This is a genomic window from Sinorhizobium sp. FG01 (assembly GCF_002531875.1).
GTDB classification, from domain to species: Bacteria; Pseudomonadota; Alphaproteobacteria; order Rhizobiales; family Rhizobiaceae; genus Sinorhizobium; species Sinorhizobium fredii_C.
Genome location: NZ_NWTB01000011.1, coordinates 53,181 through 79,189, shown reverse-complemented (window position 1 = coordinate 79,189; position 26,009 = coordinate 53,181). Strand labels below are relative to the sequence as shown.

At 59.9% G+C, this 26,009-nt stretch carries 32 protein-coding genes and 2 pseudogenes; 24 read left to right on the top strand and 10 right to left on the bottom strand.

From position 1 onward, the window contains the following. Positions 1-31: 31 nt before the first annotated feature. The 12 genes and pseudogenes from CO656_RS19340 to CO656_RS19285 all read left to right on the top strand — a co-directional run bounded on the left by CO656_RS19340 (position 32) and on the right by CO656_RS19285 (position 11,679). A complete protein-coding gene (locus CO656_RS19340; protein WP_097526792.1) occupies positions 32-997 on the top strand; it encodes a hypothetical protein in 966 nt (321 codons plus the stop codon). Positions 998-1,021: 24 nt separating this feature from the next. Continuing rightward, positions 1,022-2,017 (top strand): annotated as a pseudogene (locus CO656_RS19335) (DUF5309 domain-containing protein). 12 nt (positions 2,018-2,029) lie between these two features. Next, positions 2,030-2,464 (top strand): hypothetical protein, encoded by a 435-nt coding sequence (locus tag CO656_RS19330; RefSeq protein ID WP_097526791.1) that lies wholly within the window; start codon positions 2,030-2,032, stop codon positions 2,462-2,464. A gap of 54 nt (positions 2,465-2,518) precedes the next feature. Further along, positions 2,519-2,698, top strand: a complete 180-nt coding sequence (locus CO656_RS19325) for a hypothetical protein (protein ID WP_097526790.1) — start codon at positions 2,519-2,521, stop codon at positions 2,696-2,698. Beyond that, on the top strand, positions 2,695-3,018 hold the full coding sequence (locus tag CO656_RS19320; protein WP_097526789.1) for a hypothetical protein: 324 nt from the start codon (positions 2,695-2,697) through the stop codon (positions 3,016-3,018). The genes CO656_RS19325 and CO656_RS19320 overlap by 4 nt, the downstream gene beginning before the upstream one ends. Beyond that, positions 3,015-3,614, top strand: coding sequence for a hypothetical protein (locus CO656_RS19315; RefSeq protein WP_097526788.1), 600 nt, complete (start codon positions 3,015-3,017; stop codon positions 3,612-3,614). Before CO656_RS19320 ends, CO656_RS19315 begins: the two co-directional genes overlap by 4 nt. Beyond that, on the top strand, positions 3,611-4,213 hold the full coding sequence (locus CO656_RS19310) for a hypothetical protein (protein WP_097526787.1): 603 nt from the start codon (positions 3,611-3,613) through the stop codon (positions 4,211-4,213). The genes CO656_RS19315 and CO656_RS19310 overlap by 4 nt, the downstream gene beginning before the upstream one ends. Then, entirely contained in the window at positions 4,210-5,823 is a 1,614-nt protein-coding gene (locus tag CO656_RS19305) for a hypothetical protein (protein ID WP_179864795.1), read from the top strand. The genes CO656_RS19310 and CO656_RS19305 overlap by 4 nt, the downstream gene beginning before the upstream one ends. Beyond that, positions 5,823-6,284 carry a hypothetical protein gene (locus CO656_RS19300; RefSeq protein WP_097526786.1) on the top strand — a complete coding sequence of 154 codons (462 nt, stop codon included), beginning with the start codon at positions 5,823-5,825 and terminating at the stop codon, positions 6,282-6,284. The genes CO656_RS19305 and CO656_RS19300 overlap by 1 nt, the downstream gene beginning before the upstream one ends. Before the next feature lie 3 nt (positions 6,285-6,287). Then, the gene (locus CO656_RS19295) at positions 6,288-7,649 is read left to right on the top strand and encodes a tail fiber domain-containing protein (RefSeq protein WP_097526785.1); all 1,362 of its coding nucleotides are present in this window, start codon (positions 6,288-6,290) and stop codon (positions 7,647-7,649) included. After that, the gene (locus CO656_RS19290; protein WP_097526784.1) at positions 7,649-9,643 is read left to right on the top strand and encodes a phage tail tip lysozyme; all 1,995 of its coding nucleotides are present in this window, start codon (positions 7,649-7,651) and stop codon (positions 9,641-9,643) included. Before CO656_RS19295 ends, CO656_RS19290 begins: the two co-directional genes overlap by 1 nt. Continuing rightward, positions 9,643-11,679: a hypothetical protein gene (locus CO656_RS19285; protein WP_097526783.1), complete on the top strand. Its 2,037-nt coding sequence runs from the start codon at positions 9,643-9,645 to the stop codon at positions 11,677-11,679. Before CO656_RS19290 ends, CO656_RS19285 begins: the two co-directional genes overlap by 1 nt. A gap of 806 nt (positions 11,680-12,485) precedes the next feature. Here CO656_RS19285 and CO656_RS19270 read toward each other — a convergent pair. After that, a complete protein-coding gene (locus tag CO656_RS19270; protein ID WP_097526779.1) occupies positions 12,486-12,683 on the bottom strand; it encodes a hypothetical protein in 198 nt (65 codons plus the stop codon). Between the two features lie 96 nt (positions 12,684-12,779). On the opposite strand from CO656_RS19270, the gene CO656_RS19265 reads away from it, so the two are divergent. The 7 genes from CO656_RS19265 (at position 12,780) to CO656_RS19230 (ending at position 17,332) form a co-directional block, all read left to right on the top strand. Beyond that, complete coding sequence (locus tag CO656_RS19265; RefSeq protein WP_097526778.1) at positions 12,780-13,859, top strand: hypothetical protein; 1,080 nt, start codon at positions 12,780-12,782, stop codon at positions 13,857-13,859. Between the two features lie 365 nt (positions 13,860-14,224). Next, entirely contained in the window at positions 14,225-14,440 is a 216-nt protein-coding gene (locus tag CO656_RS19255) for a hypothetical protein (protein ID WP_210421638.1), read from the top strand. A gap of 155 nt (positions 14,441-14,595) precedes the next feature. Further along, positions 14,596-15,588, top strand: a complete 993-nt coding sequence (locus CO656_RS19250) for an SGNH/GDSL hydrolase family protein (RefSeq protein WP_144353227.1) — start codon at positions 14,596-14,598, stop codon at positions 15,586-15,588. Between the two features lie 47 nt (positions 15,589-15,635). Further along, on the top strand, positions 15,636-16,460 hold the full coding sequence (locus CO656_RS19245; RefSeq protein WP_179864793.1) for a glycoside hydrolase family 108 protein: 825 nt from the start codon (positions 15,636-15,638) through the stop codon (positions 16,458-16,460). Beyond that, the gene (locus CO656_RS19240; protein ID WP_097526774.1) at positions 16,460-16,744 is read left to right on the top strand and encodes a hypothetical protein; all 285 of its coding nucleotides are present in this window, start codon (positions 16,460-16,462) and stop codon (positions 16,742-16,744) included. The genes CO656_RS19245 and CO656_RS19240 overlap by 1 nt, the downstream gene beginning before the upstream one ends. Then, a complete protein-coding gene (locus CO656_RS30860; protein WP_097526773.1) occupies positions 16,635-16,886 on the top strand; it encodes a hypothetical protein in 252 nt (83 codons plus the stop codon). Before CO656_RS19240 ends, CO656_RS30860 begins: the two co-directional genes overlap by 110 nt. Before the next feature lie 71 nt (positions 16,887-16,957). Continuing rightward, entirely contained in the window at positions 16,958-17,332 is a 375-nt protein-coding gene (locus CO656_RS19230; protein ID WP_097526772.1) for a hypothetical protein, read from the top strand. 285 nt (positions 17,333-17,617) lie between these two features. On the opposite strand, the gene CO656_RS19225 is transcribed toward CO656_RS19230, so the two are convergent. From CO656_RS19225 to CO656_RS19200, 6 genes are all read right to left on the bottom strand, one after another. Next, the gene (locus CO656_RS19225; protein ID WP_097526771.1) at positions 17,618-18,283 is read right to left on the bottom strand and encodes a Fic family protein; all 666 of its coding nucleotides are present in this window, start codon (positions 18,281-18,283) and stop codon (positions 17,618-17,620) included. A gap of 24 nt (positions 18,284-18,307) precedes the next feature. Continuing rightward, complete coding sequence (locus CO656_RS19220) at positions 18,308-18,508, bottom strand: hypothetical protein (protein WP_097526770.1); 201 nt, start codon at positions 18,506-18,508, stop codon at positions 18,308-18,310. Positions 18,509-18,743: 235 nt separating this feature from the next. Continuing rightward, complete coding sequence (locus CO656_RS19215; protein ID WP_097526768.1) at positions 18,744-19,250, bottom strand: thermonuclease family protein; 507 nt, start codon at positions 19,248-19,250, stop codon at positions 18,744-18,746. Continuing rightward, positions 19,247-19,960: an SOS response-associated peptidase gene (locus tag CO656_RS19210; protein ID WP_097526767.1), complete on the bottom strand. Its 714-nt coding sequence runs from the start codon at positions 19,958-19,960 to the stop codon at positions 19,247-19,249. Before CO656_RS19210 ends, CO656_RS19215 begins: the two co-directional genes overlap by 4 nt. A gap of 44 nt (positions 19,961-20,004) precedes the next feature. Then, complete coding sequence (locus CO656_RS19205) at positions 20,005-20,187, bottom strand: hypothetical protein (protein WP_097526766.1); 183 nt, start codon at positions 20,185-20,187, stop codon at positions 20,005-20,007. Beyond that, on the bottom strand, positions 20,177-20,632 hold the full coding sequence (locus CO656_RS19200) for a hypothetical protein (RefSeq protein WP_097526765.1): 456 nt from the start codon (positions 20,630-20,632) through the stop codon (positions 20,177-20,179). Before CO656_RS19200 ends, CO656_RS19205 begins: the two co-directional genes overlap by 11 nt. Positions 20,633-21,367: 735 nt before the next feature. On the opposite strand from CO656_RS19200, the pseudogene CO656_RS30855 reads away from it, so the two are divergent. Continuing rightward, a pseudogene (locus tag CO656_RS30855) lies at positions 21,368-21,517 on the top strand (ATP-dependent DNA ligase); the annotation flags it as partial. Between the two features lie 212 nt (positions 21,518-21,729). Here the strand turns inward: CO656_RS30855 and CO656_RS19185 are convergent. Continuing rightward, positions 21,730-21,942, bottom strand: a complete 213-nt coding sequence (locus CO656_RS19185) for a hypothetical protein (protein WP_097526763.1) — start codon at positions 21,940-21,942, stop codon at positions 21,730-21,732. A 310-nt stretch (positions 21,943-22,252) separates the two neighbouring features. Then, positions 22,253-22,474: a hypothetical protein gene (locus CO656_RS19180; RefSeq protein WP_234819530.1), complete on the bottom strand. Its 222-nt coding sequence runs from the start codon at positions 22,472-22,474 to the stop codon at positions 22,253-22,255. 475 nt (positions 22,475-22,949) lie between these two features. On the opposite strand from CO656_RS19180, the gene CO656_RS19170 reads away from it, so the two are divergent. The 3 genes from CO656_RS19170 (at position 22,950) to ligD (ending at position 24,595) form a co-directional block, all read left to right on the top strand. Further along, positions 22,950-23,135 carry a hypothetical protein gene (locus tag CO656_RS19170; RefSeq protein WP_103452570.1) on the top strand — a complete coding sequence of 62 codons (186 nt, stop codon included), beginning with the start codon at positions 22,950-22,952 and terminating at the stop codon, positions 23,133-23,135. Between the two features lie 64 nt (positions 23,136-23,199). Further along, the gene (locus CO656_RS19165) at positions 23,200-23,436 is read left to right on the top strand and encodes a hypothetical protein (protein WP_097526759.1); all 237 of its coding nucleotides are present in this window, start codon (positions 23,200-23,202) and stop codon (positions 23,434-23,436) included. A 184-nt stretch (positions 23,437-23,620) separates the two neighbouring features. Continuing rightward, positions 23,621-24,595: a non-homologous end-joining DNA ligase gene (gene ligD / locus CO656_RS19160; RefSeq protein ID WP_097526758.1), complete on the top strand. Its 975-nt coding sequence runs from the start codon at positions 23,621-23,623 to the stop codon at positions 24,593-24,595. An 86-nt stretch (positions 24,596-24,681) separates the two neighbouring features. Here ligD and CO656_RS19155 read toward each other — a convergent pair whose 3' ends face one another. Continuing rightward, positions 24,682-25,128, bottom strand: a complete 447-nt coding sequence (locus tag CO656_RS19155; protein WP_097526757.1) for a hypothetical protein — start codon at positions 25,126-25,128, stop codon at positions 24,682-24,684. A gap of 143 nt (positions 25,129-25,271) precedes the next feature. Between CO656_RS19155 and CO656_RS19150 the strand changes: the two genes are divergently transcribed. Then, positions 25,272-25,646 (top strand): hypothetical protein, encoded by a 375-nt coding sequence (locus tag CO656_RS19150; protein WP_097526756.1) that lies wholly within the window; start codon positions 25,272-25,274, stop codon positions 25,644-25,646. Positions 25,647-26,009 lie beyond the last annotated feature (363 nt).

Genomic DNA, 26,009 nt, shown 5'->3' with positions numbered 1-26,009 from the left:
GCCGGCGCGAAACCTTAAAGGCAAGCCAGACATGACAGACGCAACCACCAACTCTCCGTTCGTTGGAGAGAGTGATAGTGCGCGACCCTCGCTTTCCCTCGATGACGCTGCAAATCTCAACTTCGCCGAGCCCGAAGAGGCCAACGAGCAGGAAGAGCAAGAGCATCAATCGCCGAGCGAGACGGGTGAGACCTCTGAAGATGGTCAAGAGACCGACGATCCCGCCAACCAGGGCGACGAGTCATCCGAATCCGAACAGGACGAGGAGACCAACGAAACCCAGGACGCAGTTATCACTCTGAAAGGTGGCGAGCAGGTTCCGCTTGAGGAACTGAAGCTTGGGTATTTGCGGGAGCGTGATTATCGCCACAAAACTCAGGAACTCGGCAACAAGGGCCGAAATCTTGAGGCGATGACAACCCGCGTCGCCAACACGGCGAACGCTATCGCAGAATTCCTGATTTCCCAACTGCCGCCCGAGCCCCCGCGCACGTTGGCGATGCAGAACCCGGCAGAGTACACACGCCAGAAGGCTATGTACGACGCTGGTTTGGAGCAAGTTCAGCGCCTCATCGACATGAGCGCCGAGCCGAAACAGGTAGCAGGCGAACTCAAGAGCGCCGCGACAGAGGAAACTCTGGCGGCCGAGAACGCCAAGCTGCTCGAAGCCTTTCCGCATCTCTCCAAGGACGAGGCCCGCGAGAAATTCTTCGCCGACGCCTTCAAGGCGGGCGAGGATTTCGGGTTTTCTTCCGACGAGATGCAGAAGTTCACCGACCATCGGTATTTCAAGGTCATGCACTACGCCATGCTCGGTCTCCAGGCCGAACAGGCGAAGAACAAGGCCATGAAGAAGGTGGCAAACGCCCCGCCGGCAGCCGTCAAGGCCAAGCCGAACGGCCCGCTGAACCCGAAGGCCCGCCAAAGTCAGGAAGCGATGAAGAGGTTGTCGAAAACCGGGTCGATCAAGGACGCGATGTCGATCGACTTCGACTAACCCCATCTTCAAAGGACCAGAAACATGGCTGTTGTAACCAACACCTTCACGACCAGCCAGGCGGTTGGCAATCGTGAAGAGCTTTCGGACGTGGTGTCCCGCATCACGCCCGAAGACACCCCCATCTATTCCCTGATCGAAAAGGGCAAGGCCGTCTCCATCCATCCCGAGTGGGAAACGGACGAGCTTGCCGCACCCGGCGAGAACATCCGCGAGGAAGGTGAAGAGTACGCCTTCGACGCCATCACCCCGCCGGCGCGCATGGGCAACTACACTCAGATCCTGCGCAAGGACTGGATCATCTCCAACACGCAGGAAGTCGTTTCCGAGGCTGGCAACGTCCAGAAGCGGAAGTATCAGAAGCTGAAAAGGGGCGTCGAGATCCGCAAGGACGTCGAGTTTGCCATCGTCGACACGAACGCCTCTGTCGCCGGCAGCACCCGCGAATTCGGCTCGCTCAACACCTGGATAACGACCAACGTCTCCCGCGGCGCTGGCGGCTCCAACGGCGGCTTCAACTCCGGTACGGGCCTGACGGTCGCTCCGACCGCCGGCACGCAGCGTGCGTTCACCAAGACCATCCTGGATACGGTGATGCAATCTGGCTACCAGAGCGGCGCGAACTTCCGTCACGTCTCGGTCTAGCCGTACGTCAAGAGCGTGTTCGTCACCTTCATGTCGGACAGCAATGTGGCCCCGTTCCGCTATGCCGTCTCAAAGGGCGGCGAGCGCAACACCATCGTTGCCACGGCCGACTACTACGAAGGTCCGTTCGGTACCGTGATGATCCACCCGAACCGGGTGCAGGCAACCAGCGCCACGCAGGCCCGCAACGCCTTCTTCATCGATACCGACATGTTGTCCTTCCTCTGGCTCCGCAAGATCCAGGAAGACAAGGACATCGCGAAGACGGGCGATGCCGACAAGGGCGTCATCATCGGTGAGGGCACCCTCAAGGTCCACAACGAGAAGGGCCTCGGTGTTGCCGCCGACCTCTTCGGCCTCACGGCTTCGAGCTAAGGAGAAGCAGCCATGACCTCTTACAAGCCAATCTCGGCCACGGCTGCGACGCTGTCGCTCACGATGAAGACCCACGGCGGCGCAACCGTCGTCGCCGATCGGGCCGCAGGCATCACCATGACGCTGCCGGCCGCTTCCGGTACCGGCGTCAAGTTCAAGGTGGTCGTCAAGACGACTGTCACGTCCAACAGCCTGAAGGTTCAGTCTGCCAATGCGACCGACGTCATGACCGGCACGGCTCTCTTTGGTCAGGATTCGGCCGATACGACCGTGTTGTTCGAAACCGCAGCGGACTCGGACACTATCACCATGAACGGTTCGACGACCGGCGGAATCAAGGGCGACATCATCGAACTTGAAGACCTGGCTTCCGGCCTCTGGGGCGTCACCGTTCGTGGTTCTGCCACAGGAACCGAGGCGACCTGTTTCAGCGCCGCCGTCAGCTAACCACCATGAGGGGCGGGCTTCGGCTCGCCTCTTCCCTTTTCAGGAGAAACGAACATGGCACCCGAAGCAAAAGCAAAGACCGCACCAGTCCGCTTGCTCTACGATACTTGGGCAGAGGGCGACCAGCGCATCAAGGCCGGCACTGTCCTTGATCTTCCCATCGCCGCGGCAAAGGAACTGATCGCCAACGGCAAGGCCGAGCGCGCCGACCCTCTCCCCGGAGACGATGCATGATCATTCGCGATGGCTCGTGGTCTCTCTACGATTACGACCATGCGACCGGTCGGTCGGTCTGGCACTATTTCGACGGGGAGAAGGACGTATTCCGCGTCGATTATCCGGTGACGAACGTCATCAGCGAGAACCAGTCGGTTCGCAACGAGGCAAGCCGCGCCTGGAAAGGCGATTGGCACCGGGTCGCATCGATCCCGCTCAATGTCGCGCACCATTCCGGCCTCGTCCAAGCGCATAGCGAAGGCGACGACCGTTTCGTCAAACGCTGGATCAACGACAGCGATAATCGCGTCTGGCGCACGAAAGAGGGCCGTCTATGACCATCCCTGACTACGCCGCGCTTCTGATCGATGCAGGCGAGTATTCCGGCTATGCCGATATCTCGCACGTCTTCCCGCGGCTACTCGGCCTCGCAGAGCTGAAGCTGAACCGCGGGCTTCGCGTCGCTGGCATGGAAGACACGGCCATGGTCACGCTCACCGAGGGCGACGGCACGCTTCCGACCGACTTCCTCGAGGCACGCGAGGTGAAGAACGCATCGGGCATCCCGATCCGCGCTGTCTCGCTCGAGCAGTTGACGAACAGCTACATGGACCGCAGCGGCACGCCCGCTGGCTATGCCATTGTCGGCAGCACGATCAAGGTTCGGCCATCAGCCGACCAGGACATCAGCGTCACCTACTACAGCCGCATTCCGGCTCTGACCGTCACCGATCCCACGAACTGGCTGCTGGAGAAGGCGCCCGACGTTTACCTCTTCGCGCTCGTCAACGAAATTGCGATCTGGAAGAAGGACGTAGAAGGCGCGACGGCTGCGCAACAGCTTCTGGCGCTGGCGATCAATGGCCTCAGGATCGAGGACGAGCGCACCCGCTGGGGTAATGCGCAAGTCGTCGTCGGAGGTGTAACGCCATGACGCTCCTTTCCGCAATCAACGAGGTTTGCGACGTTGTCTCGCTCTCTCAGTTCGAGACCGTCTACGGTTCCACCGAGCCGAATGCTCAGACCATGCTAGCTCTTGCCCAGGAAGCCGGCGACGAAATTGCGCGCCGCGTCGATTGGCAGCGCACTTTGAAGCAGCACACCTGCACGGCGTCTCCTGAAAACTTCCCAGACGATTATCAGCGCCTGACGCCAGGCGGAGGCATTCGAACGGCAACCGGAGACTTCGCACGGCCCGTCAACAACAGCGGCCAATGGTCGATTATCTCGGTCGTTCCTTCGACGCAGCCCTATTACTTCCTCAAGGCCAACCAGTTCCTGTTTTCGCCGGCAGATTCGGCCGTTGATGCGGTCATCGACTACGTATCGAAGAACTGGATCATGAATGATCCGGCCGGCGAGGCAGCGGAGTGGGCCGCTGACGATGACACCACGCTGTTTCCGGAGCGCCTACTCGTCAAGGGCATCATCTGGCGGTGGAAGCGTCAAAAAGGGCTCGCCTACGAGGACAACCTCGCCGAGTTCGAGGCCGATCTCGTGCAGGAAATCAATGCGGACAGGGGTAGGACGTGAAGATACAGCCCCGAGCAGGCCGCATAGAGCAGTCCAACCGCGGCGCCGTCTCTATTGGCCGCATGCAGTCGTCGCAGCCGGTAACCTTCCCTGCACCGAAGGGCGGGCTTATCACGACGGCCGACATGGCGACCCAGCAACCGGGCTCCGCTGTGGTGCTCCGCAACTTCTTTCCGACGCTGATCGGCTGCAAAATCCGCGGCGGCTCGCAGAAGAAGGGCCTGGCCGCTGACGGAACCGACATCAAGAGCGCGTTCAAGTACAAATACGGCTCGACCGAGAAGCTATTCATGGCGACGGGAACGGCGATCTACAATATGACATCGCCGGCTGCGCCTCCGACGACGACTGCTGCAGATGTCAGCGGCCTGAGTGGCGGCGATTGGTGCGCCTTCCAGCACACCAACGCGGGCACATCCTGGCTTGTCTGCGTCAACGGAGCCGACGACCGCCGCCTTTACAACGGTACGACGTGGTCGACGACGGCAATCACCTTCACTGACGGCACGACAATGCCGCAGCTCAACTACGGCTGGCTTTTTAAGAACCGGGAATTCTTCCTGAAGAACGGCACGCTGGATGCCTATTATCTCGCAGTGAACGCGGTCAGCGGCGCCGCTACGGTGTTTCCGCTTGGCGGCGTCATGAAGAAGGGCGGCTCGCTGCTGACGGGCTTCTCCTGGTCGCTGGAAAGCGGCGACGGCCTGTCGGATATGTGCGTATTCGTCTCGACCGAGGGGGAAATTGCGGTCTATGCCGGCGACGACCCGGCGAGCGCCTCGACATTCGCGCTGAAGGGCGTCTACCAGATCGGCAAGCCGCTCGGAAAGAACGCCTGGATCCGGGCAGGGGGTGACATCCTCATTGCCACGACCGACGGCCTGACGCCGATGTCGCAGGTATTCCAGCGCGATAGGCAGGCATTGAGCCTCGTTTCCGTCTCGCGCCCCATCGAGGACGATTGGAAGAGGGCGGCGAATGCCACCGGGACAGGCTGGACGCTGAAGCAGTGGCCCGAGCAGAACCTCGTGTTCGTGGCATTCCCCGAAAACACCGTCGTTGCCGACACGACGTTCGTCCTGAACGTTCTCACCGGCCGCTGGGCGACGGTCAGCAATTGGCATGCGCTTTGCTATGAGACGCTGCAGGGCGGGCTCTTCTTCGGTTCGTTCGACGGCTATGTATGGCAGGGCGACGCAGGCGGGACGGATGATGGGCTGACCTTCTCTGCCACCTATCTTTCGCAGTTCTCGCCGGCCGGCCAGTTCGGGCAGAGGGCAACGGCGACGCTCGCGCACATGTATTTCCGGGCGAAGTCGCGGCCGAAGGTCAGGCTGTTCGCTCGCGCCGACTACGACAAGTCGACGCCGACGTTCAATTCTGTGACTGAGGGCGACGCGACCTCGTCGGAGTGGGATGTCGGCCTTTGGGACGTGGCGATTTGGGACGGCGTTTCCGAGGTGCAGCGCTACGACTTCCGCCAGAACGTCCGCGCATCCGGCGACATGCTGGCGGTAGGCTGCGTGATTACCTCCGGCGGCGACTTCAAGCTCGATCTCGAGGTTGATCTGGCGACCATGCAGGTTTCGGTCGGGGAGGCGAGCGCCTGATGCTGCCGAACGATGCGGAACAGGTCCGAGCGGCGCTGCTGCGATGGACGATGGGCGACGAGGCCGCGGCCGATTTCCTCGAGCAGATCGCCGAGATAGCCCGACTGGCAGACGACATTGTTGACGAGGAAGAGAACCGGCAGCGCAACGTCTGCTGGCTGCTGGTGCGCACGCTCACTCATCTGCCGGTCAATCCGTTCTTCATCCGCCATGCGCAAGCCCTGGCGCCGCTGATCAACAGCGTCATCGTCCAATGGCAACTTTCGGACGAGTGGCGGTCCTCCCGGGACGCGCTGAAGCGCCAGTTCGGGTTCGTCATGCGTGAGGCCATCGGCTCTATCGTCACGGCGGTTGCGGCGATCTGCGGCGGCTATGACCACGCCAAGAAGGCAACGGAAGATTTTTTCGAACTCTGCCATGCCGGCTCGCGAGAGACCGTCGAAGAATGGATGAAGGATTGAACGATGGGCCTTTATGGTAGCGCTCCGAAATCGCCAGACCCGCAGGAAACGGCATCTGCGCAGACCGCGACGAACATTGGAACAGCAGTTGCCAACAACGTCATGGGCAACGTCAACCAGGTGACGCCGGACGGGAAGCTGACCTACACCTATACGACGCAGAAGTGGACCGATCCGCTCAGCGGCAAGGTGTATGACCTGCAGGTTCCGACCGCGACGCAGGAGCTTTCGGCTGAGCAGAAGGCCATCAAGGGGCAGACCGACGCCGCCGAATTGAACATGGCGACGCTCGCCAACACGCAGTCTGGCAAGCTCAACAACCTGCTTGGCAAGCCGATCGATATCTCCAGCGCGCCGACCGGGGGCAATGCTGGCGCAATCGGGCTGCCGCAGTATCAGCAGTTCGGCGGCGGCCCCAATCTCCAGACGAGCGTCGGCAATGCCGGCGATATCACGAAGTCCTTCGACGTGGATTTCGATACGTCGCGCTATGAACAGGCTCTGATGGACCGGCTGAACCCGCAGCTTGAGCAGGATCGGGCGGCGCTCGAAACCAGGCTCGCCAATCAAGGCCTGCAGCCGGGGTCCGAAGCCTATAACCGCGCGATCGACCAGGCGAGCCGTCAGTCGAATGACGCTCGGATCTCCGCAATCCTCAATGCGGGTCAGGAACAGAGCCGTATCGCCGGTCTGGCGCGCGATCAGGCATCGTTCCAGAACGCCGCGCAACAGCAGCAGTTCGGCCAGAACGTCACGTCGGCTGGCTTCGGCAACGATGCCAAGCAGCAGATGTACCAGAACCAGAACACCTCGACCGCGGCGAACAACGCGCTGAAGGATCAGACCTTCAATGCCCAGCAGTCGAAGTTCAACATGGCGAACCAGCAGCGGGCGCAGTACCTGAACGAGCTTTACGCCCAGCGCAACCAGCCGATCAACGAAATCATCGGCCTGATGTCGGGCGCCCAGGTGAACAGCCCGAGTTTCGTCCCGACCCAGTCGAACCCGATGCCGACCGTCGATTATGCCGGCCTCGTCCAGCAGGACTATGCGAACAAGATGGGCGCATACAATCAGCAGCAGGGCAATATGCAGAGTCTATTCGGTGGCCTGCTCGGCTTCGGCGGCCATCTCGCCAGCCTGTCGGACAAGCGGGCGAAGAAGGACATCAAAAAGGTCGGCGAACTCAAGGGCCATGGCCTTTACGAATACGCCTATCGCGGCAAACACAACGACGGGAAGCGACACATCGGCGTGATGGCGCAAGAGGTCGAGAAGAAGCGGCCGGATGCCGTATTCCGGCGCCGCGACGGTCTCCGACAGGTCAATTACGGCGCGCTCTTCAACGCAGGAAGGAAGAAATAATGGCCTATTCGTTCCTGTTCGGCGGCGACACCAAAGAAACGCCCGAGTCGATCAAGCGCAAGCGTGAACTGGCCATGGCCATCATGGGCGCATCGTCTGCTCCGCGGAACATCGGCGAGGGCTTGAACGCGCTCGGCTCGGGCATCGTGGCCGGCGTTATGAACCGGCGCGCCAACAAGGCAGAGAGCGAAGGCCGCAGCGCCGCATCCGACCTGTTCAATCGCATCGTCGGCCAAGCTCCGAATGCCAGCGCATCGAGCATGCTTTCCCCCGGCGTCAAGCCGACGTCTGCCGGCGACGTCAACATGAGCGGGAACGAGATCTATTCGAACTTCATGGATACGGTCGACAATACGATAACGAACCCATTCGGCCTCGCTGCTGTTGCCGCGACCGGAAAGGCTGAAAGCAGCTTTTCCCCGGCGAATGCCAATCGGACCTGGAGCGATCCGAGCCAGAGCGGCGACCCCGGTACGGCCGGCGGCATCATGTCCTGGCGCGGGCCCCGGCTTGAGAAGCTTCAGGCCTATGCGGCCTCGAAGGGTGAGCAGGGCAACGGTTCACCGCAGACGCAGGCGGAATTCCTCCTCCAAGAGGATCCGAACCTCGTCACGGCGCTGAACAACGCCAAGAGCACCGAGGAAGCGCAGACCCTCATGAATAACGCCTGGAAGTTCGCAGGCTACAACCAGCCGGGCGGAGAGGCTGCAAACCGTCTCGGCTATGCCAACGCCTTCCTGCCGAAATTTCAGGGCCAGGGACAGCCGCAGCAGGTCGCCAGCCTCGATCCGTCGATCGGCATTCCCAGCGCGCGGCCGCAGCCGAATGCACCCCCGCCGCCCGCGCCGACTGGCCAGCCTTCCTTGACGGATGAGGTCGCAGCCTTCGAGCAGACGCCGGAAAATCGGGCACAGTTCCCAGGCATGCAGCAACCACCGGCACAGGCTCCAGCGCCTCCGCAACAGGTCGCGCAGGCACCGCAGCAGATGCCGCAGGTCGCCCCGCTCTCTGGCGTTGATCCGCAGTTGCTTCAGGCCCTTGCCAATCCCTTCCTCGCTCCCGAAGAGCGAGCAGTGCTGGAATCTCTATACCAGCAGCAGATTGGCGCGCAGCAGGCCGCACGCGAGCAACAGCAATGGCTTAAGCGCCAGCAGTTCGAGGCCGAGCAGAAGCGCTCAGACCCGTCTTATCAGCTCGGCCTGGAGAAGACGCGCGCCGAGGTCGAGAACCTGAAGACGCCTGAATATCAGACGCTCACGCCGGAGGAGCGCTCGGCGCTCGGCATTCCGGAGACCGACCAGCGCGTCTATCAGCGTTCCCGCGGCGGCAAGGTCGACGCTGTCGGCGGCGCCGGCCAGACGATCAACGTTGGAAATGAGGTGGAAGCGCGCAAGGCTGCTGCAACCGAACTAGGCCTAACGCCACAGGACCCGCGCTATCAGTCGTTCGTGCTGACTGGAAAATTCCCGCGCGAAGACTCCCAGGCGCTCACGGCGACGGACAAGAAGGCGATCCTTGAAGCCGACGAGATGGTTGCGGCAAACCAGAGCGCTCTCGATGCTCTGTCGCAGGCAGAAGCTCTTTCCGATAGGGCAAATAGCGGCTGGTTTGCCGGCGCGCGAGCGTCGATCGGCAACAATCTGCCAGACTGGATGGTGCCGGATGTTGTCTCGAGCCCGGAAAGCTCCCAGGCTACGACCGACATGGACAACGCCATCATCGGCCAAGCCATCACGCAGCTCAAAACCATCTTTGGCGGCAACCCGACAGAGGGCGAGCGAAACATCCTGCTCGAATTGCAAGGCTCGTCGACCATGCCCCGCGAGGTCCGGAAGCAGGTGTTTTCCCGAGCTCGCGCGTTGGCCGAAAAGCGGCTGCAGTTCAACAATGATCGAGCGGCCGATTTGCGCGGCGGCAATTACTACAAGCCGGATCGTGCTCCAGCGACTGGTCAGAACATCGATGACCTTCTCAAGAAGTACGGAGCACCTTGATGGCAACGATCGAGCAACTTTCCAACGCGCTGATCAATGCCGATCGGGCGGGGGACATTGAGGCCGCGCGGGCGCTCGCGGCTGAGATTTCGCGGATGCGAAGCGGGTCGAACCAAGCAACATCCGAGCCGCCAGCACCGCAGCCGACAGAGCCGCAACAGGCGGATGCCCGTGATAACTGGCTTGGGCGTGCTGATACGTTCATGCGAGGCGCTGCGGACACGATGTCATTCGGCCTGGCTGATGAAATTGCCGCCGGCGGGGATGCGCTTTTCAATCCTCTCTTCGGAACTGGTCAGGACGGCGGCTCGCTTGCCGAGCGGTACGATCGAAACCTGAAAGCCCAGCGCACGACGGACGAGCTCGATGCCAAGAAGCGCACGGCCGAGCGTCTCACGGGTCAAATTCTCGGTGCAGTCGGCGGCGGGGTTGGGCTGGCGCGGAACGGCTTGTCGGCGACGACAAATGCGATCAAAGCCGGCAAGCGATTGCGAGGTGTAACTGCAGCCTCCGCGAAAGAGGGCGCAGTCCTCGGTGCTCTTCAAGGTTTTGGTAGCGGGGAAGGGATCGACGACCGTATATCGAGCTCGACGACCGGTCTTGCCGCCGGTCTGGGCGTCGGCGCAGCATTGCCTGGCGCGACCACGGCTATAGCGGGTGCCGTAAAAGGTGCCACCGCTCCGTTCGTTGCTCCCTTCCGCCCCGCTGCATATACCGACAAGGCCCTCCGAACCTACTTGCAGCGGTCCGGTAAGACGCCTGAGCAGATCGCAGACATCATGCGCTCCGCGGTAGATGATGGGCAGTCGATGTACACGCTGGCCGATGCGATGGGGAATGCCGGACAGCGAGCTCTTGTCCCAGTCACCAGGACGCCAAATGATGCCCGCCAGGAGGTGACGGATTTTCTTGTCCGCCGTCAGCTTGGTCAGCCTCAGCGATTGGCAAACGCCTTGGCCGAAGGTTTCGACGCTCCGCAGACCTCGGATCAAGTCAGTCGCGCCTTGACGAGCGCCCGCGATATCGAAGCTGACCAGCTCTACACCGCGGCCCGCCGAGGTGCTGGCCCAGTCAACGTGACGCCTATCCTCGACAGGATCGACGAGACCCTGTCGCCCGGCGTCAACCGGGTCGTCAGCCCGCGGGACAATATCGGGAATGACACAATCGAGGGGGCACTTGCTCGCGTGCGTCGAATGATCTCCGATGGCAATTCGCAGGTGACCGATTTCAATGCTCTCTTCCGCGCGAAACTCGATCTCGACGACATGATCCGGCGCGCCGAAGGGCAGGGGGCCGGAAACCGGGCACACTATCTCGGTCAAATAAAGCGGGAGGTCGATCGGGCCCTTGAAAACGCGTCCGATGCCTACCGGCATGCCAACGATACGTTTGCCAGTCGGAGCAGGGTTATCGACAGCGTGGCGGAAGGTCAGGCGGCAAAGTCGGGCCGCGTGCGGTCAGAGGACAGCATTGAGCAGTTCAATGCGATGATGCCCGACCAGCAGCAGGCTTTCCGGTCCGGTTACGTTGATCCGATCATCGCGGACATCGAAAGCCTTCCGATGGGACCGGCAACGAATCGAGCCCGTGGTTTGACCACACCGAAGTATGAGCAGGAGTTTCAGGCGTTCGCCGCTCCAGGCCGCGCTGAGCAGCTTGGCAATCGCATTGGTCGCGAGAACCGGATGTTCGAGACGTCGAATGCTGCGCTTGGCAACAGCCGAACTACTGACAACCTCGGTGATATCGACGACATGGCAAACTTTGACCCGGCTGTCCTCGCAAACCTTCTGGCCGGCAACTGGAAGCAAGCGGCGCTGACTGGCGCTCGCCAGGCTTTCAACGCCGGAAAAGGCCTGCCGCCTCGTGTTGTCGAGAGGGTGGGGCGCTCATTGGTCGAAACAGATCCGAACCAGGCATTGGCGACGCTTAACCGAGTGCGTGGTCAGCAGGTCAGTCGCGATCAGCTCCGCGCGATGATCCTGGAAAGCATGCTGCAGGGGTCGAATGCCGGCATAGCTCGGCTACCATAAATGGCGATACCGGGAGGAAACCCAGAGGATGAAGACTGCCCCGGTGCCGAAACCGAGAAAAAGAGCAGTCCAGTCGGCCCGGAATGAATAGAAATAGCCACCCCATCCGAGTGCAACGATGAAGAAAAGCAGCCGAAAGCTCTCCGGCCGCCGATCAATCTTCGGTTCGTTGGGGTCGTGCTCAATGGTGTGCCGTGCGGTCATTGCCACAACATACACGAGTAGCGGGGAAATTGAAGATGCGAGCTCGCGTAGGTTCAATATCCACCTGGGCGGGAATAGGCGCTGCGCCTTCCGCACCTGTTGCCCGCGGCGTCATACTGCCAATCGTATTGGCAATTCCCTCGATAGGGCCTGTAAGATGAAGGGTAATACGATCCCCCGCCGCAATTATTGTTGGCACATACAGCGACTGCAGTCCCGATGGCGGCAATGGCTACCGTCGCCGCAATTGCCTGATTCTGCTTCTGAACCATGGCCGGACATTCATAATAACTTATGCCTCTGCGGCCGAGTTCAAGCGCGATTTCCTGCTTGAATGAAGGGTCATAGGTTTCGAGAAAAGTCCTACACAATGCCGCCTTGCTCACGGCTTTTGGATTTTTCCGAAGATCCGCCTGCGTTGTGGTGCAGCTCCCCAAGGCAAGCGTAATCGCTGCGGCAATACAAAGCCGCCCCGCCAAATTAAACGTCAAGATGTGCCCCTCAATTCCCCTGGGACTCAGTGAACAACTTATTGGCGACAAGAGTCAATAGATAAAACAAGAAGTCGAGAATAGAAGACTAGCAAGAGTCGAGGCATGGCCTCATGCGCCGCCGAGGGCAATTTCTGCATCTCCTTCTGGTTCTCGCTTGGTCAGTTCGCCCTCCTCACTCTGAGAAAGATACGCGTGCCCGATTAACCAGTCTCGTACGATGAGACGGAGCGCTTCATCCCGGCTGACAGCGTATTCGGCCATGAAAAGCTGAACGGCCCGCTCAGCATCTTCGTCGAGGTAAGTCATTGAACTGCCCCTGTGTTTGCCGGTGGCGATCAAACCGAAATTCCGACCACATGGCAAGGCTTCCGGTGCGGAGCCTCTTTTCTATGGAGAATGCCCATGCCCAGAACTGGTGGCGTCTATTCCCCTCCGGCCGGCACGAAAGGCGTGTCGAACACGACCATTCAGAGCGTGCCCTATAACGCGTTCGTCGACGATCTGACGGCAGATGCCAATGCCGCGCGCCCGGTCACCGCTGGGGGCACCGGTTCGACCACGGCGAGCGGTGCGCGCACGGCGCTCGGGCTGGCGATCGGTTCAGACGTTCAGGCCTACGATGCTGGTCTCGCGTCGATCGCCGGCCTGACGACCTCTGCCGACAAGATGATCTATACGACCGCATCGGACACTTACGCGACGACAGCACTGACGTCATTCGCCCGCACGATCCTGGACGATGCTGACGCCGCTGCAGTGAGAACCACTATCGGCGCGCAGGCATCGGACGCCGGTCTGACGTCAATTGCCGGTCTCACGACGTCCGCCAACCAGATGATCTACACGACGGCTTCGGACACCTACGCGACCGCTTCGCTAACCGCCTTCGCACGAACAGTGCTCGATGATGCAGACGCGACCACGGCGCGTGCGACACTCGGGGTCACCATCGGCACGAACGTTCAAGCATATGATGCTGCCCTTGCTGCTATCTCCGGTCTTGCCTTCACGGACGGCGGATTTATCGTCGGCAACGGCACCACGTACGTCATTGAAAGCGGCTCTACCGCGCGCACTTCGCTGGGCCTCGGCTCAATTGCGACCCAAAATGCAAGTGCTGTCGCAATCACAGGCGGATCGGTCACCGGTATCACGGACCTCGCAATCGCAGATGGCGGGACCGGGGCGTCAACGGCGTCGACAGCGCGCACGAACCTTGGTCTGGGCGGTCTGGCCGTGCTCGACACGACGGATCTTGTTTACACGGGGTCGTCGGCGGCGAACCTCACCTTCCCAATTGGCACAACTATCGTGGTGTCCTACGGCGCCGCCCCGGATCGGAACGAGGCTATGACCTTCTACCTATTCGCATCGAATACGCAGCAGTATTCAACGACCGTGAACGGGACCGCTGTAGGTGGAACCTGGCGCGCCAGGGGGCTGGCTGGTAGCAACGTGGCGCTTATGCAGAGGGTCGCCTGATGTCCTATACGATGTCGCTCGATGAAGTTTACTCGGTCTCTGCAACCGAGAAGGAAGACGTCTATAGGCTCTCCGTTCGCGTAACTGTGTGCGGTGAAACATTCGATACGGAATACTGGTCCTACCCCGAGGACCCGCACGGCCTAAACCCTACGATCCGGCAGTGGTTGGCGGCAAATCCCGATTTCCCCATTAGTTCTTAGCCCCCGTTGTCAAGCTTCGAGCCTAGATGATACCCGTCGCCCGGTATCTCTCTTTGAAGTTTGGCAATGGATTTCTCCTCAATCGATCGACGGACGCTGATCACCGGCTTGCTTGCAACCGGGGCGCTTTCCTGCGTCGGTCTTGTCCCCAAGGGAAACCCCATGACCATTCTTGACATCACCGGCAACAGCAACAGCGCAGACGACGCCGGCAACGGGAATCGTCCGCCTGTCGCGCAACGCTGGCCGGCGCTTCGTATCGCCACGACCGGAGAAACCAAAGTCAACCGCGCCTATTCCGGCGACATGGCCCAGGATCAAGCCTTCAAGGGCAGGGGCGTTGTCCGCGCGGGAACGTCAAGCGCCGTCGCCAACTAACAGATCACGAGATGTGGAGACTCTGCTCTCCGTCTCTAAGTTTCCCGCGCCTGATCTCATATCAGCATCGAAGAACACAACTTCGGTGAAGCGAACCCACTCGCCAGAAAACTGAAGCGGCAGCATTCATCCTGCTCCTGGCGGGAGGCTTGGCGTTGCAGTCTGGCAACTCATCGGAGTTGTCTATGCCTTCACTCGACATGAGCGGGGACAGCATCACTGTCGGCCACGGGGTGACGACCGCTCAGCGTTACGCCACTCTGCTCTCCACCAATCTCGGTCGCCCGATGGTCAACCGGGCCAAAAACGGCGACATGTCTGCGGATCAGGGGCAAAAAGCCATTTCCGTCAAGCGCGCCTCGGGCGATATCGCCACGATTATGGTCGGGGTCAATGACCAGCGGATCTACCAGGCGAGCAGCATCAAGCGCGGATACTATATCGCCTTCCTTCGCCGACTTATCCTTGACGCTACGGCAACGGTCAGGAAGACCGGCCGCAGCACGTCGATCGCGAAAACCGGAACGTGGTCAAACACCGTGGTCAACACATTCGGCGTCACGACCACTCAGAATGGCGCCAAGGCGACTGCATGGGTAAGCGGAACCGCTGTCTACATTGGAACTATCATCCAGAACCACCCGGCCGCGAAGGGCGTCGCTCAGGTCAGGATTGACGGGGTATTGAAGGGCACCGTCACCTGCGATGGGACCGGCGACGGCGGCATGACGACGGCGAACGGCCTCCCGTATGGCCCGGCCGCTTTCCGCTTCGGAGGGCTCTCCTCAGGCAATCACAAGGTCGAGCTGACCGTGACCTCGGCGAATGGGCAGAACTTCCGCCTCGATTACATCGCCGGGAATACCAATCAGACCGGCGTTAAGACGTTCGTCTCGAACGTGATCCGCATGAACGCCTACGGCTATAAGAAGTATGGCGGGAGCGATTCTAGCGTGTCGGCTTTCAACACCGACATCGCGACAATGATCAGCCAACTATCGGGCGACGGGCTGCAGGCCTACCTGGTCAACAACTGGTCAGCCATTAACCCGGCAACGCATCTTTTGACGGACGGCATTCATCCGAATCGAGCCGGCCACGTCGCGCTCTACAACACTTTCCGAACCGCCATCCTGGCGCAAATGTAGCCCCGCCTTTGAGCGGGATTTTTCCATACCAGCAACAAAGGTGGAACATGGCTCGGGAAACCCTTCCCGTCGCCCTCGAACTCATGTTCGGACACGAGGGCGGCTACGTGAATGTGAAGACTGATCGGGGCGGCCCGACGAAATTCGGCATTACGCACGCGACTTTGGCGGCACATCGCGGCAAGCCTGCGATGACCGCTGAGCAGGTTAAGGCCATAAGCCGGGAGGAAGCCGAGGATATCTATCGGCGCTCCTACTGGACGCAGAGCGGGGGCGATCTGCTGCCGCCTGGCTTGGATTACGCAGCGTTCGATTTCGCGGTCAACAGTGGACCGGCACGAGCTGTGAAGACACTGCAGAAGGTCTTGGGCGTTCGGGAAGACGGCCAGGTAGGCGAACAGACTCTGGCAGCGGCGCGCAAGTATGAGGGCGGGATTAGCACGCTCATCCGCGCGTATTGCGAAGCCCGCATGCGGTTCCTGCGCTCGCTCACCAACAAGAAGACCGGGTTCCCGGTCAATGGCCGCGGCTGGACGATCCGCATTGCCGGCAAGGACCCGAAAGGCGAATGGGCCGATCAACCCGGCGTCATCGGCAATGCGCTGCGGCTGGCGGCCGACGCCAGCGGCAGCACTGTGGCGAAGAGCGAGACGCCCCGGGAAGCCGGGGCAAAGGCCGACAGCCGCGATACAGGTCTCGGCGAGGTGCTGAAGAAGCCGGAAGCTTGGGGCCCGCTCGGCGGCCTTCTCTCTGCGGGCGGTGCGCTCTTCGCTGGAAGCGGTCCGGTGCAATGGGCTCTGGCCGCGGCGATGGTTGGCGCTGTCGGCGTCGGCCTCTGGTATTTCGTCCGCAGGGTGAGGGAGGCCGGTTGATGTTCAGCCGCCTCTCCCTCGCCGCTGGTGCGCTTGCTGGCGGTATCGTCGTCTTCCTCATCATGCAGACGGTGAACGCGCTCTGGATAATTCCTGCGGCAAGGGAGGCGGCCCGAAAGCTCGAACGCGCCGAACTTGATTCCGCAACCAACAACGCAATTGGAGAGCTACGCGATGAAGCCGAGCGCGCTCGCTTTAACCGTCGCCTGTGCATTGAGCGCGGCCGGCTGTACGTCAACGCAACAGGTCAGTGCGTCGAAAGACCGGCTCAACCAGGCGGCTAGGGCGGTCGTCGGCACTTCGCTGGTTGGGGCTCGGGGTGCGACTCCGGCCGATCAGGACAAGATCGACGAGACGGTCGCGGGGTTGAGCGGGGCCCGCGCCTGGACGCAGAGCGAATGCGCCCACCACGATATGCCGCAGTAAACCATTCCAGCAGACATCGCAGCGCATGCGGCAGATACGGGGGCCGACGATTGACCAACGGGAACGATGATATGGCAAATGTCAGAGCACCAGCCTGGAAATGGGAGTGGAACTTAAACACGGTCGTGATCTTGCTCGGCTTTGCCGGAGGTCTCATCGCATGGGGCGCGACATGGGAGCGATTGAGCTCCAATCAGTTTGCCCAAGCGTCCAGCCTCGATCGCCTGGATAAGCGCGTCGCGGCCGTTGAAGTCACACTCCGGCAACTCGACAATCACGAACTGAGAATCTCTGCGGTCGAGAAGCAAGCTGCCGAGGCGGCTACTTCAATGCGGGCGGTTGAGAATACGCTCAACAGCCTCGCTGCGGACATGCGTGTCACTCGCGAGATCCTTCAGCGGATCGAGGCAGGGCAGCGAGAGGGCGGGCAGCAGCTTCGGCGCTGATGACTCTTTCTCAGCCGTGCACTAAATATGGCCCGCGAAATAACGGAGGCCACATGACTGCCAGGGATCGTTGGACGGTTGATCTTAAATGCCCAATATGCGGAAGGACCGGCAAGGCGGAACTTTCCCAGGCCGATGGGTGGTCTTTCATGAAGGACCAGTCGACCAGCGTTGATTCTTTGTCTGACGGTTTCGTTGAGCGCGAGCAGGATGGGCGACCCGCGTTTTTCTGCGGCAAAGACGATGTACGTTGCTAACCTGCTCGATAGGCGAACAGGAGATTTGCTATAGATAGTGCTTTCCGCTGGCGCTTTCCATGACGCTCGCCAATTGAACAGCTAGCATGGATTCAATGAGGTCTTCCATTTTTGAAAGATCAAGCTCGCCATTTTCTATCGCCGCGTCAGCAGCTTCCAACGCCTCAAAATAGGGCCCGCGGTTGTCAACAATCTGATCAGGTATCGTATTGCGCCCAGGCAGCAACAAGCCCTCTTTGACGCAAAGTACAAGATACGAAACCATGCGGGAAGTACGTCCATTCCCATCGCTGAACGGATGAATCCAATTCAGACGCCACATAACGTACGATGCTAGATGGATCGCCGTTTTGCTTTCCCAGTTGTTGTTAACGTATTCACACAGGTCCTCAATCAGCTCGGGTACCTGGTATGCGTCTACAGGTTTATGCCTGCTCCCCTGAATTTCCACTGCGGCCGGTCGAAAGCTGCCCGCATAGTTGCTAATGCCTTGAAGGGCTTCTCGGTGCAGCGCTAAAAACATCGAAAGACGAAGCTTCCACGCGCTTCCCTTTTCAATGGCATCTACAATCATTTTGCAGGCAACATCGAACTGCAGGAGGCCATTTCTGGCCTCTGCTTCAGCTCTCTCATTTGCATCCTTAATCAGATAGGCTTCGGTGGCGACGCTGTGGCGTCTCGTTCCATCTGTCATGATCAGCCGCAGATGCCCTTCAGATTACTTTGATTTGGTAGTCTGAGCTGCATGGCCTGACTTGGCCAATTCGTTCGCCACCCGTTCGACCATTTCACGCGTTATCAGCTCATTCTCGAAGTGCGTGTTGCCGTACGCGAAGCTGCGTCGTTGAATCTCCAGCTCGGACGGGGACTGCGGCTTCTTTCTGGCGGCATCCAGCAAGTTTCTGAGCGGTTCATTCATCTTGATATCCTTTCATGCGAGCCCCATAAAGACGTCTTTGGCGATTCATGGCAACATCAAGCGTAACGATAATTATATCGAATTGTGCCAGCCTTATGAAATCGCTTTTAGGTGTGTCCTTGCTGCACGGTTGCGATGTTATGTTCCCTTCGTCGCACGCGCGCGAATGCTGCCTGGATTGTCTGCGAATCCGATAATTCTTCGGCGGGACGATACTCGATTGTTCGTGCACATTTCAGCAAGCAGCTTCTCGTTTCGCATGTTCAGCGCGAGCTTGACAAGGCAGCTTGAACCTCCCGCGCCAGATGCCCGCACCTCGCGACCGTGCAGACCTCTGAGCATCGGCGTAAGCTCCCTGGCTATATCTCTCCCAATCGACAGCATTGCCGCTCTCCACAAGCCAGCGATTGACCTCGCGACCGTCGGCACGAAAGCACACGCCGACGAAACGGTCGTAGCGGTCGCGCTCGAGGACCTCGCAGCGGGTAGGGCGGGACGCCGCGAGGAACTGTTCGAGTGCGAATGCTGCCTCCTTGCCGCAGCGATAGATGCCGCCGTCGCCGTCCTCGCAACGCTGCCAGCTCTCCGGGGCATCGACGCCGTGCAAGCGAATGCGCTCTCCTCGGATTTCAATGGTATCGCCGTCGACTACGGTCGCGCGTCCGATGATCGGACCGGCAGAACGAGCGGGCAGGGCGACGCCAAGCGCAACTGCAATGACAAGGACATGGGAAAGCTTCATTCGGCTGGCTCAGTGGGATCGAGGATATCTGCGGTATCGTTCTTCGGGGATCCGACCTTTCGGTCGATCGGCCACATCGTCATCGGCTCGGCCGGAAAGGGCTTCAGCAAATCAAATGGATCCGGCTCCAGCGAAAGCCAGCGCTCGTAATCCTCGCGAGGGAGGATCACCGGCATCCGATCATGGATCGTCGCCATCATCTCATTTGGCGGGCAGGTGATGACGCAGAAGGTGCGGATATCCTCTCCGGTCTCCGGATTGCGCCACTTCTCCCATATGCCGGCGAGCGCGAATGGTTCGCCAGACTTCATTGCAATTGCATATGGCTGCTTGTTCTTGCCCGTGCCGAAGATGTCCTTCCACTCGAAAAAGCCGTCGATCGGGATCAGGCAACGGCGGCTGGCATAGGCCTTCTTGAACATGCCGTTCGAGGAAATCCCCTCTCTTCGAGCATTGACCGGCGGCGGCCGGCCGGGCTTCTGCTCTTTCATCCAACCGGGCACCAAGCCCCAGCGTGCACTGACGAATGTGGGGCCGAAAACGTCCGGATCACGGACGACATCGCGGATTATGATCGGATAGTAAAGGGACGGAGCGCCGTTGTAGCGCGGGAACTGGTTGGCCATCCCCAGGACCGCTTCCCGCTCAGCCATGGAAAATCCCCGTAACAGGTCGTCAAGGCTGCTCTTGATGTAGACTCGTCCGCACATAGGTTCCTCCGGAACGACAAAAGCTACCGCGGCGGCGCGCCGCGTCAATGATGATTGTCAGCAGGCCGCCCGCTCCACTTCGGCCGATGCTCAATGCAGAACCAGTTCGGCACCGCCTTGCCGACTGCAAAGCCGAAGCTGCCCCACTTCTGGCAGTCGGGGTGCTCACAGTAGTGGACGTACGGGCCTGCCTCGTAATGCGGCTTCGCTCCTTGCTCATCGCTCATTAGCTTTCTCTCCCCGGCGACGGCCAAATTGCTCTTCAAACGCTTGCTGCCAATTTGAATGGCAAGAGCTCCCACCGTGCTTCAACTGCTCGAAGTGGTATCTTTGCAGCAGCGCCGCTGAGATCATGTGAGCCATTTGGTTGCGGGCGTTTCCTGCTTTCGACCGATCCTGATCGCATGCGGCCCGGCGCAGCTCGATTGGTATTGAGTAGAGCGTCTGCGTGACGAAAGGTGTGATCGCCGGAGAGCGCAACACCGACTCGATGTCGAAAATGGCGAATGCTCGAAAAGAATCGGCAATTATGGCGGCGACCTCCTGCACGCCTCGGACCTCAACTGGGCGGCGATATTGATCCAGGCCGGCGAAGCCCCGCCTTTGATGGGGCTTCAAGATGGCAAGATTGACGGCAATCATGCTCTCGATCTCATCTTCCAACGTTCGCATGGCGCACCTTTTCTGACCGCATAGAGCGGTTGTCTGGTCCCCTTGTTGTAGATTGGCGCGCCGCAGCGCCGATGAATGTTCTTATTATGTTCTCGTGCGCAGCAGAGTCAATGCGCATGATCCGAATGCCAAGCGGTTGGGTGCGGCAGACTTCGTGTCCTCGCGTGGGGCAGGTGGCTAGGGGCAGCGTAAACTCCCTGTGCGTCAGTCTTGGCCCACGTGGAACCCATTCGCCGCGATTTCGTTGAGTACAAATTAGACTTCACTGAAATAGTGGAGGAGACACAATGAAAAGGTCCGTTGGTAAGCTAATCGCCATAGGCTTGATTGGAACCAGTACGTGTGCCGGCATCCCGTCCACACCGTCAGCGCAGTCCTTGGATTTGTATATCGGACCCGGTGGACCGGAGCTCCGGGAGCGAAGGTATGATGATGACGACGACTATCGACCCTATCGCGGCTGTAGCGAACGCCAGGCTATTCGTCGTGCTTACAGGCTCGGAGTTCGTGACCCCGAGATTCAATCTATCACGCGTCGCGAGATCGCTGTCGAGGGGATCCGACGGGGACGCTTTATGACCGTGTACTTCGCTAATCGTCCTGGCTGTCCTCGCATAGGTTGAGGGTACAAAAGCACGCGGAGTTTCCGACGCCGCCTGAAACCACATGACGAAAACAGCCGCGAAAAGTCCGAGGGCATCCTCGATAAAGCCGGCAGCGGCGCCACTAGACCCAATGCCGGCGCGTGTTGATCCCTGCCTGGCTACGCTCGTTGATCGTCCACCCTCAGGGCCGGATTGGGCCTTCGAGGTGAAATGGGACGGCTACCGGCTTGCCGTCTACATCGAGGCCAGTCGCGTGCGCATCATAACGCGAGGCGGCTACAGCGGCTGGAGCGGGAGATCGCGAGGTTGGCGGCGATAAATGGAAACGCAGGAAAGCGCTGAATCGCCGCAGTTGAAAAAGTTCGCGCAGGGCTTGCACTGGCGAACTGAGTGCGCAAAAAACAGCTCGCCTGTGAATTCGAACGCTCAGGTGCGAGCCTCCCTGTTGTCTTGGCAGCAGTGGAGGCTCTTTTCCGCCAAACCGGTTCATTCTTATGAAGTTCCACTCTGTATGGCGAGCTTCTTCAGCAATTCAAGGTCCCGCACACCTGACTGGTAGAGCGTAAACACTCTGGCTGCCAGGTTGTCCGCATCCGGTCCTTCGCTGGGAATGCAATACTCGGCCAGCAAATCATCAAATACCCTCCCCAGGATATCCACTTCGGCAGGCGTGAGCGGTCGGCAAAGTTCGTCGTGTCGCTCCATGGCGCCTCCTCCTCGGCTCGGTTGTGAATCGCTGGAATTGGCGGCCATGCCTTGTATTAGTGTTTTATGATATGCAGCATACGCGCGCTCCAGGAATGATGTAAGGTCGCCAAGCGGTTGATGTAACCGAGGCTCGGCATTAGGTCGCAATCCACGTTAAGAGGTATGCTGCGAAGCCGCGGCTGACGATTGCTGCACCTTCTCGGCATACCCCTCCGCCGCCGGCTTCGGCATGAACATGTAGACCAGAGCATCGCAGCAGGCCGCACAATTGCCGATCCCGGGCGGCATGGCTAGAGTGGCGTTGTCCTCACGCATTTCCGACGACGCCGTTTCTCGCCAGCAACCGCAAGACTTCAGTTTGAAGGCTTACGCAAATCTGCCTGTATTCTGCCACTAGCTCCGGCTGCTTCGGCGTTTGCATGCTGAGTCTTTCCAGTGCCGCCGCCGCGAGGGCATAGGCTTCGAAAAGGTCGTCCAGTTCAGCGCTCTTTATCGAGAGCAGTTGTTTTCGATGTTGCGGCAGAGCCATCGCCAAGCGGGCTCGGCCGACTCGAACTAGAGACATGTTTTCGCCTGAGAATTATCTTGAGCCGGCCTTCGTCCCTGCCTTGAGGCCCCTCCAGCCGATTGGGCGGGGCCACGACTATTTCCCTGTCACTGATAACGCTTTCGGGAGACAGATAGTTTCTAATGTCCCGCCGGCAGTCCTCAATGAGCTCTCTCATCTTTCCGGTGTTCAGGGGGACCTCGCGCGGAAGCTCGGAGTCGAGGCCCCAGAGCGTAGCGAAGGGACGGAAGCATCGCTCTGGGACCAGGCACCATAACGCGGGAGGGGTTTGTCCCCTGGTCCGCAGGCACAATTACCCAATATGTGGCGGGAGACACGCTCGGCAATGGAGATAGGACCTTTGGCCATGCCGAGGCGGACTAAAGTCTCGTAAGTAGCGAAGGGCGGGAACCCACGGACGCCATCTTCGTTCTCCTGAACTACAAGGGAGGGCTCAATGTATCGCCTGCATCGTCAAGATATGCCCGAAAAGAAGGCCTCAACCGCGTTCCCGATCAGCCTGCTGTTGCTCTCGGTTGGCGTTATTCTGGCTTACCTCGCGATCGGCGGGGCTTGGTCCGAAAATAGAACGGAAATGGTCGTCTACACACCGCAGACAGCAGACGTCCCGAACCCCCGCTAGGACTTGTCGTACGCGCCGGCTTCCATGTTCGATGTAAGTTTGCGTGTATTTGGGAGGAGCCGTGATGGCGCATTCAACAAAGAAGATCCAGATTGCACCGACGATGGAGACCGAGGCCGAGCTTGTGGAGCAGGTCGTCACCGATTGGTGTGAAGTGCACCAGGTCGACCCGAAAAGCCATACGGCGGTGATGGAGGGTCTGAGGGTTCTGTACCTGATGCGAGAGTTCGATATGAAGAACAGAAGGCAGCTTCTGAAAGCACTACTCGACAGCGACGAAGGGCTTAGTCCCGAAGCCTAGTATGTATCTAAGGCTTAATCGACAAGCCTGCGGCGCCTGTTAAGATGAGCCACAGTCAAAAAATACTTCCCGTCTCGACTGAATGAGCTCGTTGGTCCCCCGCAAACGATCGGGCTCATCTTTTCTCCAGCGAATTTCGAGACGCGTGGATCCGATTGGGGCTGTTTGCGCGTTTGATGCATGAATGGCAAGAGCTTCCTCGAAGAAACCGCCTGACACACCTACGCCCGACCCCATGCCGGGCCGCGTCGATCCGTGCCTGGCGACGCTTGTCGACAGACCGCCTTCCGGACCGGACTGGACATTCGAGGTGAAATGGGACGGGTATCGCCTAGCCGTCCATATCGAGCCGGATCGCGTCCGCATCGTCACGCGCGGCGGCTACGACTGGACGAGCCGCTTCCCTTCAATCGCTGCCGAGGCGCGGCTTCTTGGGCTGAAGACCGCAATCCTCGACGGCGAGGCGGTCGTGCTCGATGAGCACGGCCGCTCTGACTTCGGCATGCTGCAGCGTGCCCTCGGCCGAAAGCCCAGCCTGCACGATCCCCGAGAAATCCTCTTCTTCGCCTTCGATCTCCTCTATCTCGACGGTCGCGACCTGCGCCGGCTGCCTCTCAGCGAACGCCGGCGGCTGCTGGAGCCGATCGTCGCCGGCCGCGACGGTGTTATTCGGCTGTCGGAGGAAGTCGAGGCTAGTGGGGAAGAGTTCTTCCGGATCGCCTGCGAACACGGCCTGGAGGGGATTGTCGCCAAGCGCCGAGACAAGCCCTATCACTCCGGCCGGCGTCCGGACTGGCTGAAGATCAAGTGCGTGCGCAGCGACAGCTTCGTGATAGTCGGTTATGAGCCGTCCACCGTGTCTGGCGCAATCGGGCGGCTGTTGTTGGCTGCGCGGCGAGGCGGTGAGCTCGTCTACGTCGGCGGCTGCGGAACCGGGTGGAGCCGCCAGGAATCCATCAAGTTGCGCGACGTACTAGAGGAAATCTCGACGGACTCGCCAGCGGTGAACCTGAAGCGGAAGGGCGCGGTTTTCACAGAGCCGGTGCTAGTCGCTGAGATCGAATACCGCGCCTGGACGGACGAGGGAAAGCTACGGCACCCGTCGTTCAAGGGATTACGGGAGCTGGAGGATGAGGCGGGGGTTTTTGAATTGGAATAGCTCCGCTGGGGCTATCAGCGGTATGCGTGCGCCGAAGATGGAGACCAGCAGGAGCGATCGGCTTCATGACTGTCGCCGCGAGAGAGTCAGTACTCGCCGCTAGGCTTAAAAAATACGTGCCCGCTGAGGTCAGCCACTTTACCGTCCTCGGTTCGGCGCCAAACTAGCTCGGCGTTCATCGGCCACGCACATCCTTTTTGGAGAAACGGGGCAAGACGTGCACTTGGAACGTTTGGGCAGCGCGAAACGACTTTGAACCCCAACGCTTGAAGCTCACGTTCTACAGCGGCCGCATCACTGCCGGCGGGAAACAGCGCCTGCAAGCGTTTTGTGAGCTCCGGTGAGAAGGCCTGTTTTTTCCCCTTAGGAAGTCCACACCCGGGAGTCCACACGTCGCCTTCGTCTACGGCCGTCAAACTGAGCAGTAGCGGAGGCAGGGGTCGATCGCACTCCCCGATCATCACCATGATCAGGCCGACAAAGCCGACAACGCAGGCAACAATCAGGCCCAGTGCAGCAGTGGAAAGATTCATGCATTCCCCCAAAACGCACTACAACCATAAGGTCGTAAGGTCTCACAGCGCACGTTGCAGTCAAGGATTAAGGACCTAACCCAATCGGAGTATTTGATTTCATTGCGCTTTCCGCCATTCTGGACCAAGCCGAGGAGGGACAGGTGGTTGATGTTTTCGAGCAGGAGACAGTGCTCAGTCTATTAGCTGGCATCGTCGTTGGATTGCCGGCCTACTTTGCCGTGTCGGCCCTCATTCGCCGTGGGCCGCAGAGATTGCCGCTGCGCAGGAAAAGGAGTTCTATTCCCGGCATCGCCGTTGCTGCGGCAATTGCTCTCTTCGGTGTCTCCGAATACGTGTCGCTGATCCCCGGTTGCGACATCAAGGGCAACATCAGCTACAACACGGGGGAGCGGATTTACCACGTCCCGGGACAAGAATACTACAGCCAGACGCGCGTCAACTACTTGGACGGAGAGCGGTGGTTCTGCTCCGAAGAGACCGCACGCGAGGCCGGATGGCGACGGGCATACAACTAGACCACAGAACGATGCCAACAAAAAAGGCCGGGCTAACCCGACCTTCCTGCAACCATTGCCAGTACATCCGTGGTCAATGGCGAAGTGAGTGTTTGTTCGCGGCCGATCGTGTCGATTGCGTGACGCGGGGCTTTCCTTCGCCTTAGAGGTCGTTGACCCTTTCAAGCAGGTCGGCCGGGTTTCTAACGCCATTCTGATATAGCGCGATCAGCCTCTTCGCGAGCGCTTCAGCATGCGGCGTGTCGCACTTCAGATTCGTTCTGGCGAGCTCGCTCTCAAACAACCGTTGCAGGAGATTCATGTCATCCGGTCGGATAACACACTCAAAGTCGCGAAAAGGATACATGACGCGGCCTCCATGGT